Origin of the sequence: Clostridium perfringens ATCC 13124, from assembly GCF_000013285.1 — a bacterium.
Classification (GTDB): domain Bacteria; phylum Bacillota; class Clostridia; order Clostridiales; family Clostridiaceae; genus Sarcina; species Sarcina perfringens.
Map to the genome: position 1 here is coordinate 641328 of NC_008261.1, position 16682 is coordinate 658009.

A 16682-nucleotide genomic window follows, 5' to 3' on the forward strand; every position below is an offset into this window, starting at 1 on the left:
ATTTTAGAAAGTTTTTTAAATAAAACCTAACTTAAATAAAAAATGAAAATTTTTGAAACTTTTTAGCTACTTAAAAAGACTAATGTATGTAGACATCGATGTTAAAGTTTTTGCTAGGAGGGGAAAGATGGAAAAAACTATGAGTATATCATATCTAGATATAGATAGAAAAAATAAATTAAATGAAATTAAGTTAATAAAAGAATCAATGAAAGGAAATAAAGAATCCTTTGGAATCCTTATAAAAAACAATAAAGAATACTTATATAAAATGGCGTTTCTATATGTTAAAGATGAGCAAGATGCTCTTGAAGTTATACATGAAACCGTATATAGAGCCTTTTTAAATATTGAAAAATTAAAAAAAGCAAAGTTTTTTAACACATGGATTACAAGAATTTTAATAAATGTATCAATTGATTTTCTAAAGAAAAAAGGAAAAAATGAAATGTTGGATGAAAGTACACCGATAAGAAAAGAAAAATGTGAAATATCTACAGAGGAAAAGTTAGATTTATATAATGCAATAGATTTATTAAATGATAATTATAAAACAGTAATAATCATGATGTACTTTAATGATATGAAAATAAAAGATATCTCAAAGGTTATGGAAATTCCAGAAAACACAGTTAAAACTTATTTAAGAAGAGCAAAACAAGCTTTAGGTGAGGTTTTAAAGGAGGGCTATTTAAATGAATAAAAAAGACTTAGATAAGATAAATTTACCAAATAATTTAGATGATATTATAGATGAGGCAATAAATATGGCTCATGAGGATAAAAAGAAAAATAAAATAAAAGGTAAAGGGTATAAGAAAGTATTTAAAAATATTGCAGCAGGACTTGCAATAATTACTGGAATTGGTGTTGGTACAACCACCTTGGCTTATGGGGTTCCAGTAATCAAGAATGCTTTTGAAAGAATACAAAAGGAAATATGGAATAAAGGGGATTACTCAAAATATGCAACAGAAGTTAATCAGACTGTCTCTAATAATGGGGTAGGAATAACTTTGTCAGAGATTCTTTGTGATGGACAGAATTTATATGTAAGCTATGTAATTGAAAGTAAAGAACCTTTTAAATATATAAAATATAAATATGATCCTGTGAAAGATTATGACATAACTAAAGAACAAGCAGAAAAAATTGAACAAATGCAATTAGATTACGGAGCTGAAGCTAAAGTAAGTTTTACAGATAGTGAGTTAGATAATAGTGGAGTTTCAGGATTAGAAGGAAGATTCATAGATGATCATACTTTTGTTGGAGTAGAAGAGTACAATTTAACAAGCTTAAACATGAGGATTCCAGATGAATTTGAATTTATAATAAATTTCAATTCAATAGTTGAAGAAGGATGGAATAGTGAGAGAGATAAAGATAATGTATTAGAAGGAACTTGGAACTTTAAAGTGCCAGTAAAAGTTGATAAATCTTTATCTAAGTGTATAGAAGTTAATGATATGAATAAGGAGGGTGTTGGTATTAAAGAAGTAATAGCAACTCCAATTAAATTAAAATTAGTTACTACTGGCTATGACAGAGAAAAGAATAATTACTGGGTAAGAGTTTATGATGAAAAAGGGAATATATTAAGAACAAGCAGTGGAGAAGAATTATCTAGTTATGGAGAATACTTATCAACTATTGCTAAGGAAGGTGAAGATATTAAAAAAATAAAAGTTGAAATTTATAAACCATTTGTAGATGAAAATGGAAAAGATTATTTTCATGATCCTAGAGAAACTATATTATATTCTAAGGAAATAAATTTAGAATAAACAAGGTTTATAATATTAATTTATTAAGTTTAAAATAAAAAATATATTAACCTAAAATAGTTTTATAAAGAGAAGTTAAATGAGAGTTTATAGTAATTTTCATTGGCTTCTTTTTTATTTCTGATAGTTTTAAATTTTAAAGTTTAATTTCATCTTATAAATATTTTAGTAACTTGTATATTAATTATTTTTAAACTACTAACTATAAGTTAAATATTTTATTATTTAATGATAAAAATAGTAAATAAAAAACTTTTGAAAAGGATTAATGAAAAGGTTGACACAACATATACGTATATGTTAGTATAAAGCCATAAGATATACGTACAAGTTATGGAGGGAAAAAGATGAGTAAGTTTGAAAAAGATGCAAAGTTACTAACAGAGTACATAGGCGGAAAAGAAAACGTAGCTGCAGTTACTCACTGTGCTACAAGAATGAGATTCGTTTTAAATGATACAAGCAAAGCAGATGTTGAAAAAATAAAAGCTATTCCTTGTGTAAAAGGAACTTTTACACAAGCAGGACAGTTTCAAGTAATAATTGGACCAGAAGTTGCAACTTTTTATAATGATTTTGTTGGACAGACTGGAGTATCTGGAGAAAGTAAGGAAGAAGTCAAGAAGGCTGCTAAGAAGAATATGAATATAGTTCAGAGAGCAGTTGCAGGCTTAGCAGAAATATTTGCTCCGTTAATACCAGCTATCATAGTTGGAGGTCTTATATTAGGATTCCGTAATGTAATCGGAGATATGAAATTATTTGAAGATGGAACTAAGAGTTTAGTTGAAATTTCTCAATTCTGGGCAGGAACACATAGTTTCTTATGGTTAATAGGAGAGGCAATATTCCACTTCTTACCTGTAGGAGTTGTTTGGTCAATTGCTAAGAAAATGGGAGCAGATCAAATGCTAGGAATAGTTATTGGTATAACTTTAGTATCTCCACAATTATTAAATGCATATAGTGCAGGTAATGGAGCCGCTGCTCCAGTTTGGGACTTTGGATTTGCTCAAGTTCCAATGATAGGATATCAAGCACAAGTTTTACCAGCAATCATGGTTGGATTCACTTTTGTTTACTTAGAAAGATTATTTAAGAAGATTACACCAGGTCCTATACAAATGATAATAGTACCATTTTTCTCAGTAATTCCAACAGTATTATTAGCACACACTGTTTTAGGACCTATAGGTTGGAAAATAGGTAGCGTAATATCAGGAGCTATAGTGGCAGGCTTAACATCATCATTTGGATGGTTATTTGCAGGAATTTTTGGAATGATTTATGCACCATTAGTTATAACAGGATTACATCATACTTTATTACCAGTTGATTTACAACTTATAAGTGATATAGGTGGAACATTCTTATGGCCAATAATTGCATTATCAAATATAGCTCAAGCATCAGCAGTTTTAGCTATGATATATGTAAATAGAAAAGATGAAGATGAAAAACAAATATCAATACCAGCATGTATTTCAGGATATTTAGGGGTAACTGAACCTGCAATGTTTGGGGTTAACTTAAAATATCTATATCCATTCATAGCTTCTATGATTGGAGCAGGAGTTTCTGGTATGTTCTCAATGGCAATGGGATGTATGGCAAACTCAGTAGGAGTTGGTGGATTACCAGCAATCTTATCAATGCAATCATCTAGTATGTTAATGTATTTAGTTGCAATGGGAATAGCAATAGTTGTACCATTCATCTTAACAATAGTGTTCTCAAAGACAAAATTAGCTAATATGGCTTCAAAATAATATAAAAAGGTGGGGGTAACTCCACCTTTTGCTTATATAGATTTTAGGTGAAATAACACATGAAATACTAGGTAAGATCTATTAAATTACGGATTTAAATATAATTAGAAATTATATTTAAAATTTAACAAGTGTTGACAGAAAGAGTGAATTAGAATATATTTAAAATAACTTATACGTACAAGTTGTGTGAGGTGTGAATTATGAAAGATTTTAAGAAAAGTGTTGTTTATCAGATATATCCAAAATCATTTAAGGATTCAAATGGAGATGGTCTTGGAGATTTAAGAGGAGTAATTGAAAAATTAGATTATCTTAAAAATTTAGGAGTAGATTATATTTGGATGACTCCATTTTATGTATCTCCTCAAAAAGATAATGGATATGATATAGCAGATTATTATAAAATTGATCCTAGATATGGAACTATGGAAGATTTTGAAGAATTGGTTAAAGAAGCTAAAGGCAGAAATATAGATATTATGCTTGATATGGTTTTTAATCATACTTCTACAGAGCATGAATGGTTTAAAAGAGCTTTAAAGGGCGAAGAAAAATATAAAAATTATTACATTTTTAAAGAAGGAAAAAAAGGAGAACCACCAACAAATTGGATTTCAAAGTTTGGAGGGAATGCTTGGGAGTATGTTGAGGAGCTAGGAGAGTATTACCTACATTTATTTGATGTTTCACAGGCTGATTTAAACTGGGATAATAAAGAATTAAGAGAAGAAATCTATAAAGTGGTGAATTTCTGGATAGATAAAGGGGTTAAAGGATTTAGATTAGATGTTATAAACCTTATTTCTAAGCCAGAAAAATTTGAAAATGATTATGAAGGAGATGGAAGAAGATTTTATACTGATGGGCATAGAATACATGAGTATTTAAAAGAACTTAATGAAAGAACTTTTGGTAAAGATGTAGAAATAGTAACTGTTGGTGAAATGTCATCAACAACTATAGAAAACTGTATAAAATATTCTAATCCTAAGGAAAAAGAATTATCAATGGTATTTAATTTTCATCATTTAAAGGTTGATTATAAAGATGGTCAAAAATGGTCTTTAATGGATTTTGATTTTATTGAATTAAAAAAACTTTTTAATAATTGGCAAAGAGGAATGATTAATGGAGGAGGCTGGAATGCTGTTTTTTGGTGTAACCACGATCAACCAAGAGTTAATTCAAGATTTGGAGATGTAAAGAAATACTTTAATGAATCTTCAAAAATGCTAGCGACTTCAATTCATATGATGAGTGGAACTCCTTATGTATATCAAGGAGAAGAAATTGGAATGACAAATCCAGGTTTTGAAAGTATTGAAGAATATAGAGATGTAGAATCAATAAACTATTTCAATATTTTAAAAGAAGAGGAAATTGATGAAAAAGAAATAATGGAAATCCTTAAGAGCAAATCAAGAGATAACTCAAGAACTCCTGTTCAATGGAATGAAGAAAAAAATGCTGGGTTTACTACAGGAACTCCTTGGATAAATATTGCTAATAATTATAGAGAAATAAATGTTGAAAGAGCTTTAGAAAATAAGGATTCTGTATTTTATCATTATAAGAAACTTATTGAATTAAGAAAGAATGAAGATGTAATAGCCTATGGAGATTACATTCAGTTTTTAGAAGATCATCCTAAAGTTTATGCTTATGAAAGAAATTATAATGGTGAAAAGTTACTTGTTATAAATAACTTCTATGGAGAAGAGTGCTTAGTAGATTTATCAAAGGAAATTGAAGGGCTAGAAAATTACAATAAGAGTATTTTAATATCTAATTATAAGGATAGTACATTAGATTTATTAAGTTTAAAGTTAAGACCATATGAATCAATAGTTTATAAATTAGAAAAGTAATATATAATAATTGAAAAATTTGAGATTTCAATAGTATAAAAGATATACTTTGCGCATCAATTATATATTACAAATTAAGAAGGGGTTGTATTTTAAATAAGATGCAACTCCTTTATTTTTTTGAAATTCACTTAAAACTTACTATTATGTTAAAATATAATTGAATTTTAATATTTATAGGTAATAATAAATATTGAGTTATTTATTATACAAAGTTTTAAAAGTAGTAAAAGTTATAATTATAGGTTGGGGAGAGTTTAAAATATGTCTAGTAAGTATTTAAAAATATATAATGATATTGTTGGAAAAATAGATAGTGGAATTTTTGAAGCAAATACTAAATTGCCTTCAGAATCACAACTTATGGATGAATATAATGTATCTAGGGATACTGTAAGAAAATCCTTAAATTTATTAGAGCAAAATGGGTATATTGAAAAATCTAAAGGTAAGGGATCCTTTGTACTTGATATGAATAAATTTGATTTTCCTGTGTCAGGTATAAAGAGCTTTAAAGAGATTGAAAATAGCTTAGGAAAAGAGTGCGAAACTATATTAGAGGAATTAACATTAAAAAGTCCTAGTGATAGCCTTATGAAAAAATTAGAGGTTTCTCCTAATAAATATGTTTGGAGTGTAGTAAGAGTTAGAAATATTGATGGTGAAAAGATAATTTTAGATAAGGACTATTTAAATGCAGAGTTTGTTCCAAGACTTACAGAAGAAATATGCAAGGATTCTTTATATAAATATATAGAGGGAGAATTAGGGTTAAAAATAGCCTATGCTGAAAAAGAGATAACAGTACAAACTGCTACTGAGGAAGATCAAAGACTTTTAGATTTAAGAGGATATGATATGGTAGCTGTGGTTAAAAGTTATACATATTTAGAAGGAAGAAAATTATTTCAATATACAGAGTCAAGACATAGACCAGATAAATTTAAGTTTGTAGATTTTGCAAGAAGATAGCTTTAAAATGGTGATGAGGCTGTATCAAAATATAATAATAAAACTTGCAAACATTATAAAAAGAGTAGTTAGATGAGCTTTAGAATGTTTGCAAGTTTTATTAAAAGTTATTTTGATATAAGCCTCTTTTAGAATTACTAATTATTTTAAATAAAAAAATGAGAGCACTTATGTACTCTCATTGACTGAATAATGTTTAACACCTAAAATAGCAAAGGAAAAAGTTTCGATGTAGTAAAGGCTAATTTAGGAAAGCCACTTAAGTATCAAACAGTTTTTAAAAAAAGTTAATAATGTTTACAAAATATTTATAAAACTTTTTGCATTTAATGTCAAATAAATGGAATTAAATAATTTTAATATTTAAGCCTATATTTTGAAATTAAATAATTTTAACCATTAAATAATTATTTAAATAAGGAATGTATACATTTTACATTAACAATTTTTTAATATCCTAAGGTTAATGTAATTTTTGAATTTCCATTTACAACTTCATCAGGTGAAATACTTTGCTTAGTTACAGATGGTCCTTCACCAACAAATTCTCCTATAAGACCTAACTGATTAAGAAGTTTTTCAGCAGATTCTTTAGAATAGTTTTTAAAGTCTGGAATTATAACATCACTATTTAAGTTTGAACTATCACCAGCTATTAAAGTTATTTTTGTATCAGGAGATATTGGATAGCCAGGAGCAGGATTACTTTCAACTATAAATTCACCTTCACCTTCTATTTCGTAAGATATACTTAATTCTTTTAGCATACTTGTAGCATCATTTATAGGTAATCCACGAACTTCAGGAATTATAACAGTTTCTTTTTCAGGAAGTTTTTCATCTAAGTGGAATTCTGTTAAATCTATATAGTTAAATATATTTTGGAGTAGCATTCCAGCTAAAGGTGCTGCAACTCTACCACCATAATATTCTCCATTTTTAGGATTATCAACAGATACCATAACAGATATTTGTGGATTATCATAAGGAGCAAAACCAACAAAGGAAGCTACATATCCTCCACCATATCCACCAGTTTCAGGATTAACTTTTTGGGCAGTACCTGTTTTACCAGCAACTCCATATCCTTCTTTATAAGCTCCTTTTGCTGATCCATTTTTTACTGCGTTTTCTAGGGCTAATTTTATTTGATCAGCAGTTTCTTTGCTTATTAAATTTTCTGTTTTTTTAGGGACAAAGGTTTCATCTATAACTCTATCATTATTTTCATCTATATAACTTATTTCTTTAACAACATGGGGTTGAATTAATGTGCCACCATTGGCAACGGCATTAACTGCAGTCATGAATTGAATTGGGTTAACAGTATTAGTTTGACCAAAAGAAATAGTTGCTAAGTCCATATCTGTTATATTTTCTGTTTTCTTAACTATTCCAGGAGATTCACCAGGTAAATCTACACCGGATTTTTTTCCAAGACCAAATTTTTTAATATATTCATTTAATTTTTCAGCACCTAATTTTTCTCCTAAATTCATAAATCCAACGTTACATGAATTTTGTATTATTTCTTCAAAGGTTTGAGTGCCATGGCCACCTCTTTTCCAGCATTTAATGAATCTATCACCTTTTTGAAGACCACCACTACAGGTATAGGTTTCATCCTTACCAGCTACCCCTTCTTGGACTGCGGCGGAAGCTGTTATTATCTTAAAAATAGAACCAGGTTCGAAGGAGTCTGAAACAGATCTATTTCTCCACATTTTTTGAATTCTATCTGAGGAAGTATTTCCAGAAAAATTTTCAGCCCCATCATAAGGTTTATTTGGATTAAAGTCTGGTTTGTTAGACATAGCTAAGATTTCACCATTGTTTGGATTCATTATTATTACTGATGCTGCATCAGCATTATGATGTACTAAACCTATTTCAGCGATTTGTTCAGCAAAGTATTGTAATTTTTCATCAATTGTTAAGACTACATCTTTGCCATCTACAGGGGCTGTAAATCTAGAAATAGTATAAGGATATTCAGCACCGTCTTTAACCATCTCAGTTATTTTTAATCCAGGACTTCCAGATAAAACTCTATCATATTTTAGCTCAATACCATTTAGTCCAACACCGTCAGAGTTAGTAGTACCTAGTACATGAGAAAGAAAATTATCATTAGGATAGTATCTTTGAGTATCTGGAGAAACCATTACTCCTGGTATTTCTAATTCTTTAACTTTATCAGCTTTCTCCTTTTCTATTCTTCTAGCAAGGATTGCAGCACCAGCAGGAGCTCCAGAAGGAAGTTTAAATTCTAATTTTTTTAAAACTGTATCCTTATCCATTTCAAGAACCTTAGAAATTTCTAAAGCTAATTCTTCATTAGTTTTTCCAGTTTTCTTTGTATAAGATCTAATTGCATTTAGGTTGAAGTCAACTCTATAAACATTAGAACTAACAGCAAGCTCGTTTAGATCCCTATCTAGTATTTTTCCTCTTCTTGCAGATATTTTAACTTCGTTTGTCCATTGTTCAACAGCTAGTTCTGCATATTCAGGTCCTTTAACTATCATTACATAAGATAATCTAATGCTTAGTATAAAACACATAATTATAATAAATGCTAGGATAAACGAAAGTCTTTTTCTTATTATGGCCATATCTCTATATGATCTTTTCAATATTAAATACCTCCTCCAAAAAAACTTATCTATACATAATATTAGTTAAATAAGAAATTAATTATAAAATTTAAAAAAAAGCTTATTTAAAATAAAAGTTTATTTTTATGTGTATAGTAAGATTCATAATAATTTAAGGTTAGGATTTAAAATATTTTAAGTATGAAATAAAAAATTATAGAGGCAACAAAATGTAAATTATTAAAAATAAGGTAGAGATTAAAAAGGATTTTGTTTATTATTTACATATAAGGTTTTTAAATACTATGGTGTTTTTTAATATTTTAAAATAGGAACTGAAATATTGGGGTGCTATATTAAAAAAATAAAAGGGGGAAGAGCAGAGTTGGAGCATACTAAAATTAAGAATATTAATTTATCAAAGAGAAGAAAAAAGATTTTTAGAAGAAGACTTATATTTTTAATTAGTATTATATTGATTATTGGTGGAAGTATTTTCTTTGTTTTTTCTAAAATGAATAAAGATGAGAGTTATAGAGATGCTTATAAAAAGAATATTTCAAGTAGAGAGTTAGAAAAAATGAGGCAGGAATTAGATATAAAAGAAGTTGATTATAAATGGGGAAGCGGGCTTAAAAAGGGGAATTCACCTAAAAGATTAATTATTCATCATTCAGCAACAGATTCACCAGAAACTCCAGAAGATATTCATAAGTTTCATTTAGATAATGGATGGAGTGGAATAGGATATCATTTTTATATAAGGGAGGATGGGACAATTTATAAAGGTAGAGATGAAAATGTAATAGGAGCTCATGCAAAAAATGCAAATTATAATACCTTAGGAATATGCATTGAAGGAAACTTTGAAAAAGAGGGTTTAAAAGAGGCACAAAAAAATTCACTTGTTAAACTAGGAACTTATTTAAGCTTAAAATATCCAATAAAAGATATACTTCCACACAGGGAAGTTGTGGATACTTTATGTCCAGGCACACTTTTTCCAATGGATAATATAAAAAGTAGCATTATTGAGGAAATAAAGAATATGTGATGATTATATAGTGAGAATTAGATTTTATAAACTTAATACTGAATTGACATGAAAAAGTTTAAATGGTAATTTATAGATATAATTTAATAAAAATTCTTCAGGGCAGGGTGAAATTCCCTACCGGCGGTAAAGCCCGCGAGCTAGTTTAGCATGATTCGGTGAAACTCCGAGGCCGACAGTAAAGTCTGGATGAAAGAAGAATATCTAATAAGTTATCTTTTTATTATGTTTTATATGCATATTAAATGGATTGTTGTGCTTTAGAATCTTTAGCTCTGAACATTTTTTGTTCAGAGCTTTACTTTTTATACTATTTATATCGTTATTAATTATTTTGAATTGGTTAAAATTTTTATTTTTAGAAATATAGAAATATATTTAAAGGATTTATTTAAACCAGTTTTAAATTTTATTAAGCCTAATATTTTTAGATATATTAATTAAAATTTTAAGATTCTATTTAAATAACTTCAATTACTTGGATAACTAATAAAAGCCCTGAGTTTAAATTTACTCAGAGCTTTTATTTTTTATTAGGTACTTCTAAAGAAGAATTTGGAAGGAGAGGATAACTTGGATGAATTTTTTATGAAAAAAGCTTTGGAATTAGCTAGAAAAGGAGAGGGATATGTAAATCCAAATCCTTTGGTAGGAGCTGTTATTGTTAAGGGTGGAGAAATAATAGGACAAGGATATCATGAGTTTTTTGGAGGAAATCATGCTGAAATTAATGCTATTAATAGTTCTATTAAATCTACTGAGGGAGCAACAATATATGTTACCTTAGAACCTTGTTGTCACTATGGTAAAACTCCTCCATGTATAGAAGCCATAATTAAAAATAAATTTAAGAGAGTAGTAGTTGGAACCTTAGACCAAAATCCTTTAGTATCAGGAAAGAGTATTAAAATTTTAAGAGAGTCAGGCATAGAGGTTAAGGTAGGAGTTTTAGAAAAGGAATGTATTAGATTAAATGAGATATTTAATTTTTATATTAAGGAAAACAGACCTTTTATTGCACTTAAATGGGCAATGACCTTAGATGGAAAAATAGCAACTAAGGAATTTAAATCAAAATGGATAACTAATAGAAAATCAAGAGAGTTTGTTCATTCCTTAAGAAATAAATATAGCTCAATAATGGTTGGAATAAATACTGTTTTAAAGGATAATCCAGATTTAAGATGTAGACTTAATAAAAATAAAGAGTTAGAAAGAAAGCATTTTAGGATAGTACTTGATAGTAAATTAAGAATTCCTTTAGATTCAGAAATATTAAAAAATCAAAATGAGTCAAAAACCTTAATTTTTACAACAAATAAAAAAGATAAGATAAAAAATGAAAAATTAAAAGATATAGGTATAGAGGTAATAGAAGTAAATTTAGATGAAGGAAAAATTAATATTAATCAGGTTTTAGAGTGTTTAAAAGAAAAAAATATTGATTCAGTTCTTATTGAAGGAGGAGGAAATTTAAATTTTACTTTTTTAGAAAATAAAAAAGTAAATAAGATATATGCCTTTGTTGCACCAAAAGTTTTTGGAGGAAAAAATGCTATTACTCCTGTTGAAGGGGAAGGAATAAGAAATGTTTTAGACGCCTTTGAATTTCCTGAAGTAAATTTGAAGAATTTTGATAAGGATATTTTAATTGAATGTGGCCTTAGTTAATAGAAAAAGGAAGTGAATAATATGTTTACTGGTATTGTAGAAGAAATAGGAGAAGTTATAAGCATAGATAAAAATGAAAAATCATCTTTACTGAAAATAAGAGCTAATAAGGTCTTAGAGGATACAAAGATAGGTGATAGTATATCAACAAATGGAGTTTGCTTAACTATAACAACTAAGGGAAAAGATTATTTTACTGCATATGTTATGGGAGAAACCTTAAGAAAAAGTAATCTTGGAAACTTAAAAAAATCAAGTAAGGTGAACTTAGAAAGAGCCATGAGTATTAATGGCAGATTTAATGGACATATAGTAACTGGCCATATTGATTCCACTGGAGAAATAATTTCTTTTAAAGATGAGGGGGAAGCAATATGGGTAGAAATTAAAGTTTCATATGAATTAAGCAAATATATAGTTTATAAAGGTTCTATAGCTATTGATGGAATAAGTTTAACTATTGCAGAGGTTAAAGGGGAAAGTTTTAAAGTTTCAGTAATTCCTCATAGCCAGGAAGAGACAACATTAACTAAAAGAAAAATTGGTGATTTAGTAAATATAGAATGTGACTCTATTGGTAAGTATGTTGAAAAGCTTTTAGGATTTAAAAAAGATAGTAGAAAGAAAAAGTCTGTTTTAACAGAAGAGTTTTTAACTATTAATGGGTTTATTTAAATTGTATTTTAAAATTTAATATTTATTTTTATATATTGTTTTAGATTAAGTTTGATTTTACAAAGTAGATGTATTAGTTACAAAAAACAATATCTAATAATTTTAAAAATTCTTGAAAGGTGGTGTTGGGGATTTTTATCTCCTTAAAAATATGAAGAAGTTTAATTTAGTAGAAGAGGCAATAGAAGATATAAAAAATGGGAAAATGGTTATTGTTATTGATGATGAGGGAAGAGAAAATGAGGGGGATCTAGTTATGGCTGGAGAACTTGTTACTGGAGAAAAAATAAATTTTATGGCTACTTATGGAAAGGGTTTAATATGTGCTCCAGTAAGTGAGAGGATAGCTGAAAATTTAGGATTGAATCCTATGGTTTTAAATAATACAGATAATCATGAAACTGCCTTTACAGTATCTATAGATTATAAAGATACAACTACAGGAATATCAGCCTTTGAAAGGGCTCATACAATTAAAGAATTAATAAATGAAGAAAGTAAAGCAGAGGATTTTAGAAGACCAGGACATGTATTCCCTTTAATAGCTAAGAATGGTGGCGTTTTAAAGAGAGCTGGGCATACAGAGGCGGCAATTGACTTAGCAAAGTTAGCTGGATTAAAAGAAGTTGGGGTAATATGTGAAATAATGAAAGATGATGGAACTATGGCTAGAACTGATGAATTATTAGAATTTGCAAATAGTCATAATATGAAAATAATAACTATAGAAGATTTAATTGCTTATAGAACAGAAAGAGATAATTTTGTTTATAGAGTTGTTGAAACTAATATGCCAACTAAATATGGAGAGTTCAAGGCTATTGGGTTTATAGATAAACTTACAGGAGAGCATCATGTGGCTTTAGTTAAAGGAGAGATAAAATCAGAGGAGCCAGTATTATTAAGAGTGCATTCAGAATGCTTAACTGGAGATGTTTTTGGATCAAGAAGATGTGATTGCGGAGAGCAGTTTCATAGGGCTATGGAAAAAATAAATGAAGAGGGAAAAGGGATATTACTTTATATGAGACAAGAAGGAAGAGGAATAGGTCTTATAAATAAGTTGAAAGCTTATAAGCTTCAAGATGAAGGATTAGATACTGTAGAAGCTAATATAGCTTTAGGATTTCCAGAAGATCTTAGAGATTATGGCGTTGGAGCACAAATTTTAAAAGAGTTAAGTGTAAGGGAAATCAGGTTAATGACTAATAATCCTAAAAAAATAACTGGCTTAGAGGGATATGGACTTAAAATAGTAGAAAGAGTACCTATAGAAATAAAGTGTAATGAGGAAAATGAGTTTTATTTGAAAACTAAGAAAGAGAAAATGCACCATTTAATAATGCAGTAATTTTATAGAGTTATTTAAAATTTTAGATTTAAAGATAGATTAAAAGTGGATAAAAAAGTATCAATATTAGATACGAAGAATTAAAAAAATACTTGAAGTATAAAAATGTTTAAAGGAGAGATTAGAATGAGGATTTTAGAAGGAAATTTAATAGGTCAAGATAAAAAGTTTGCTATAGTTGCAGGAAGATTTAATGAATTCATTGTATCAAAGCTTATAGATGGAGCTTTAGATGCTTTTAAAAGACATGGAGTAGAGGAAGATAATATAGACCTTGCTTGGGTTCCAGGAGCTTTTGAAATACCATTAATAGCTAAAAAGTTAGCTAAGTCAGGAAAATATGCTGGAGTTGTTTGTTTAGGAACAGTAATAAGAGGAGCTACTAGTCATTATGATTATGTTTGTGGAGAGGTATCAAAAGGAATAGCTAATGTAAGCTTAGATACTGAAGTACCAGTTATCTTTGGAATAGTAACAACTGAGAATATAGAACAAGCTATAGAAAGAGCCGGAACTAAAGCTGGGAATAAAGGGTTTGATGCAGCTATGGCAGCCATTGAAATGGCAAATCTTTTAGAGAATATATAACTTTCCAAGTTAAGCATATAAGTTCAAGTTATAAAATTAAAGATTCTATAGCTTGAACTTATAATTAAAAGTATTTATCTTAAAATTAAGAATAACTATTTAAATAAACTTAGTGTTAAAGTTTGTTTATTTAACACACAAGTTACAAGGATCAGATTTTCCTTTATTTATAGCTTCATTAAGGCTCATGCTAAGGATAGAAGAGCTTCTTTTTAAGGCTGTACAATCTTTGCTATAGTGATAGCTTTTACCGTTTGGAGTTACATATACAATAGAATGGTTTTCATCTTTTAATGGCGTTGCTATACCGTTAGAATCTATTTTCCAACCATCAATAATTGTGTTAGTAACCATCTCACCAGAACTATTTAAATAGTACCAAGTACCATTGTCATTTAGCCAGCCAGTTTGCATAACTCCGTTAGAATTTGAATAATACCATTTAGAATAGACTTTATACCAACCTGTAGCCATAGAGCCATTGTCGTTTAAATAGTACCAAGTACCATTGTCATTTAACCAACCAGTTTGCATAACTCCATTAGAATTTGAATAATACCAGTTAGAATCAACTTTATACCAACATGTAGCCATAGAACCATTGTCGTTTAAATAGTACCAATTGCCATTATCATTTAGCCAGCCAGTTTGCATAACTCCGCTAGAATTTGAATAATACCAGTTAGAATCAACTTTATACCAACCTGTAGCCATAGAACCATTGTCATTTAAATAGTACCAATTGCCATTATCATTTAGCCAGCCAGTTTGCATAACTCCGTTAGAATTTGAATAATACCAGTTAGAATCAACTTTATACCAACCTGTAGCCATAGAGCCATTTTCATTTAAATAGTACCAAATACCATTATCATTTAGCCAACCAGTTTGTATAATTCCATTTTTATAGAAGTACCATATTCCATTTGTATTAATCCAACCTTCTTTAGAAGATTTAATTAAATTTTCATTTTTTATGTTATATGAGTTAGATAAATTTAAGTTTGATACTTGGATTTTCGAATTAAGTGTTTCTGCATTTACATTGATTGTATATATGCTTGAAGATATTAGTCCAAGTGTTAATACAATCGATGTTATTTTGTGATTGATTTTCATAATATTCCCCCTAAAACAAATTATTTAAGTAAATTATACTAAAAAACAGAAAATTTTGGATGAATATTATTGAAAATATAATTAATAATAAATTAATTAAATATTATCCCTCAAGAATCTTAACATAAAAAGTTCTGTTTCTTGGGCCATCAAAGTCGCAGAAATATACATCTTGCCATTGACCTAAGATTAATCTACCTCTATGTAATATTAATTGCTGAGATACTCCAACTGTAGAACTTTTAAGGTGTGAATGTGAATTGCCTTCAAAATGTCTGTATTTATGATCATTAGTTGGATAAACTTTTTCAAATCCATAAATTAAATCTTTAACAACATCAGGGTCTGCATTTTCATTTATTGTTATACCTGCAGTAGTGTGTGGACAATAAACAACCACAATTCCATTTTCAATATTACTATTTTTAATATCCTCTCTTATATAAGATGTAATTTTACTCATACTTTGAGGTGTATGAGTTTCTAGTGTATGTTTAAAAAAATTATTCATAAAAACACCCCTTTAAATCTTAATATATAAACATTATATAATATTTTTTTATTTGAAATAACATAATATTCTTAGGTTTAATATTAATAAATGTGGATAGAATGGCATATGAAGAACTTATATTGGAGGAAGTAGTATGTTTGATTTCATATTTGATAAAGAGGATAAAAAGATTAAGGGGAGAAACTTTTTAGATGAGAGAAATTTTATAGTGTTGTTTCTTTCACAGATGTATTTATAAAATAATTATTTATTTGAAATTTTTTAAATGAAGTAATAATAAGAAATATAGTATATTGTAATTATTTTTTGTAAATAATAATTAAAGATTATGCAAGAAAAATTTACTAATATATGCTAATATGTAATTAAGATTATTATTTATGGAGGGATTTATTATGTACACTATAATGGCTATCAAAATATCACCTAGAACTGTTGCAGCACCAAGAGTTCAAGAAATACTAACTAAATATGGTTGTATAATACATACTAGAATAGGCTTACACGAAGCTACTGAAAATACATGTTCAACTTCAGGTCTTATTCTTTTAAACCTTACACCAAGTGCTGAGGAAGAAATAAAAAATTTAGATAATGAATTAAATTCTTTAGAAGATGTAACAGCTAAATTATTAAACCTTTAATAAGATTAAAAAGGAAATGGATTAAAATAACCGTCTATAAAACTTACAAACCATGTGAAGAGAACTTTTA

Annotated in this window: 13 protein-coding genes, 2 pseudogenes and 1 riboswitch; of the genes and pseudogenes, 11 read left to right on the plus strand and 4 right to left on the minus strand. The window is 28.2% G+C overall.

Features of this window, described 5'->3' with window-relative positions:
• The first annotated feature begins 127 nt into the window (after positions 1–127).
• From CPF_RS02690 to treR, 5 genes are all read left to right on the plus strand, one after another.
• The gene (locus CPF_RS02690; protein ID WP_003471190.1) at positions 128–703 is read left to right on the plus strand and encodes a sigma-70 family RNA polymerase sigma factor; all 576 of its coding nucleotides are present in this window, start codon (positions 128–130) and stop codon (positions 701–703) included.
• Complete coding sequence (locus CPF_RS02695; protein ID WP_003471460.1) at positions 696–1787, plus strand: DUF4179 domain-containing protein; 1092 nt, start codon at positions 696–698, stop codon at positions 1785–1787. Before CPF_RS02690 ends, CPF_RS02695 begins: the two co-directional genes overlap by 8 nt.
• A gap of 347 nt (positions 1788–2134) precedes the next feature.
• The gene (treP, locus tag CPF_RS02700) at positions 2135–3556 is read left to right on the plus strand and encodes a PTS system trehalose-specific EIIBC component (protein ID WP_003471351.1); all 1422 of its coding nucleotides are present in this window, start codon (positions 2135–2137) and stop codon (positions 3554–3556) included.
• Positions 3557–3759: 203 nt separating this feature from the next.
• Positions 3760–5427, plus strand: coding sequence for an alpha,alpha-phosphotrehalase (gene treC, locus CPF_RS02705; protein ID WP_011590246.1), 1668 nt, complete (start codon positions 3760–3762; stop codon positions 5425–5427).
• 264 nt (positions 5428–5691) lie between these two features.
• Positions 5692–6399 carry a trehalose operon repressor gene (treR, locus tag CPF_RS02710; protein ID WP_003471465.1) on the plus strand — a complete coding sequence of 236 codons (708 nt, stop codon included), beginning with the start codon at positions 5692–5694 and terminating at the stop codon, positions 6397–6399.
• 449 nt (positions 6400–6848) lie between these two features.
• Here the strand turns inward: treR and CPF_RS02715 are convergent, their stop codons facing one another.
• A complete protein-coding gene (locus CPF_RS02715) occupies positions 6849–9035 on the minus strand; it encodes a stage V sporulation protein D (RefSeq protein ID WP_003471431.1) in 2187 nt (728 codons plus the stop codon).
• Positions 9036–9381: 346 nt separating this feature from the next.
• Here CPF_RS02715 and CPF_RS02720 point away from each other — a divergent pair, with 346 nt between their 5' ends.
• The 5 genes from CPF_RS02720 (at position 9382) to ribE (ending at position 14335) form a co-directional block, all read left to right on the plus strand.
• On the plus strand, positions 9382–10050 hold the full coding sequence (locus CPF_RS02720) for a peptidoglycan recognition protein family protein (RefSeq protein WP_003471344.1): 669 nt from the start codon (positions 9382–9384) through the stop codon (positions 10048–10050).
• An 89-nt stretch (positions 10051–10139) separates the two neighbouring features.
• A riboswitch (FMN riboswitch) is annotated at positions 10140–10255 on the plus strand.
• 368 nt (positions 10256–10623) lie between these two features.
• Positions 10624–11721: a bifunctional diaminohydroxyphosphoribosylaminopyrimidine deaminase/5-amino-6-(5-phosphoribosylamino)uracil reductase RibD gene (gene ribD / locus CPF_RS02725; RefSeq protein ID WP_003471179.1), complete on the plus strand. Its 1098-nt coding sequence runs from the start codon at positions 10624–10626 to the stop codon at positions 11719–11721.
• 21 nt (positions 11722–11742) lie between these two features.
• A complete protein-coding gene (locus CPF_RS02730) occupies positions 11743–12396 on the plus strand; it encodes a riboflavin synthase (protein ID WP_003471205.1) in 654 nt (217 codons plus the stop codon).
• A 151-nt stretch (positions 12397–12547) separates the two neighbouring features.
• The gene (locus CPF_RS02735; protein WP_011590250.1) at positions 12548–13747 is read left to right on the plus strand and encodes a bifunctional 3,4-dihydroxy-2-butanone-4-phosphate synthase/GTP cyclohydrolase II; all 1200 of its coding nucleotides are present in this window, start codon (positions 12548–12550) and stop codon (positions 13745–13747) included.
• A gap of 126 nt (positions 13748–13873) precedes the next feature.
• Complete coding sequence (ribE, locus tag CPF_RS02740; protein WP_003471176.1) at positions 13874–14335, plus strand: 6,7-dimethyl-8-ribityllumazine synthase; 462 nt, start codon at positions 13874–13876, stop codon at positions 14333–14335.
• A 306-nt stretch (positions 14336–14641) separates the two neighbouring features.
• On the opposite strand, the pseudogene CPF_RS15065 reads toward ribE, so the two are convergent.
• The 3 genes and pseudogenes from CPF_RS15065 to CPF_RS02750 form a co-directional block, all read right to left on the minus strand.
• Positions 14642–15163: pseudogene (locus tag CPF_RS15065) on the minus strand (cell wall-binding protein); the annotation flags it as partial.
• Between the two features lie 3 nt (positions 15164–15166).
• Positions 15167–15454, minus strand: a pseudogene (locus CPF_RS15250) (cell wall-binding protein); the annotation flags it as partial.
• 103 nt (positions 15455–15557) lie between these two features.
• Positions 15558–15965, minus strand: coding sequence for a secondary thiamine-phosphate synthase enzyme YjbQ (locus CPF_RS02750; protein WP_003457667.1), 408 nt, complete (start codon positions 15963–15965; stop codon positions 15558–15560).
• A gap of 398 nt (positions 15966–16363) precedes the next feature.
• On the opposite strand from CPF_RS02750, the gene CPF_RS02755 reads away from it, so the two are divergent.
• A complete protein-coding gene (locus tag CPF_RS02755) occupies positions 16364–16612 on the plus strand; it encodes a hypothetical protein (protein ID WP_003457734.1) in 249 nt (82 codons plus the stop codon).
• Positions 16613–16682 lie beyond the last annotated feature (70 nt).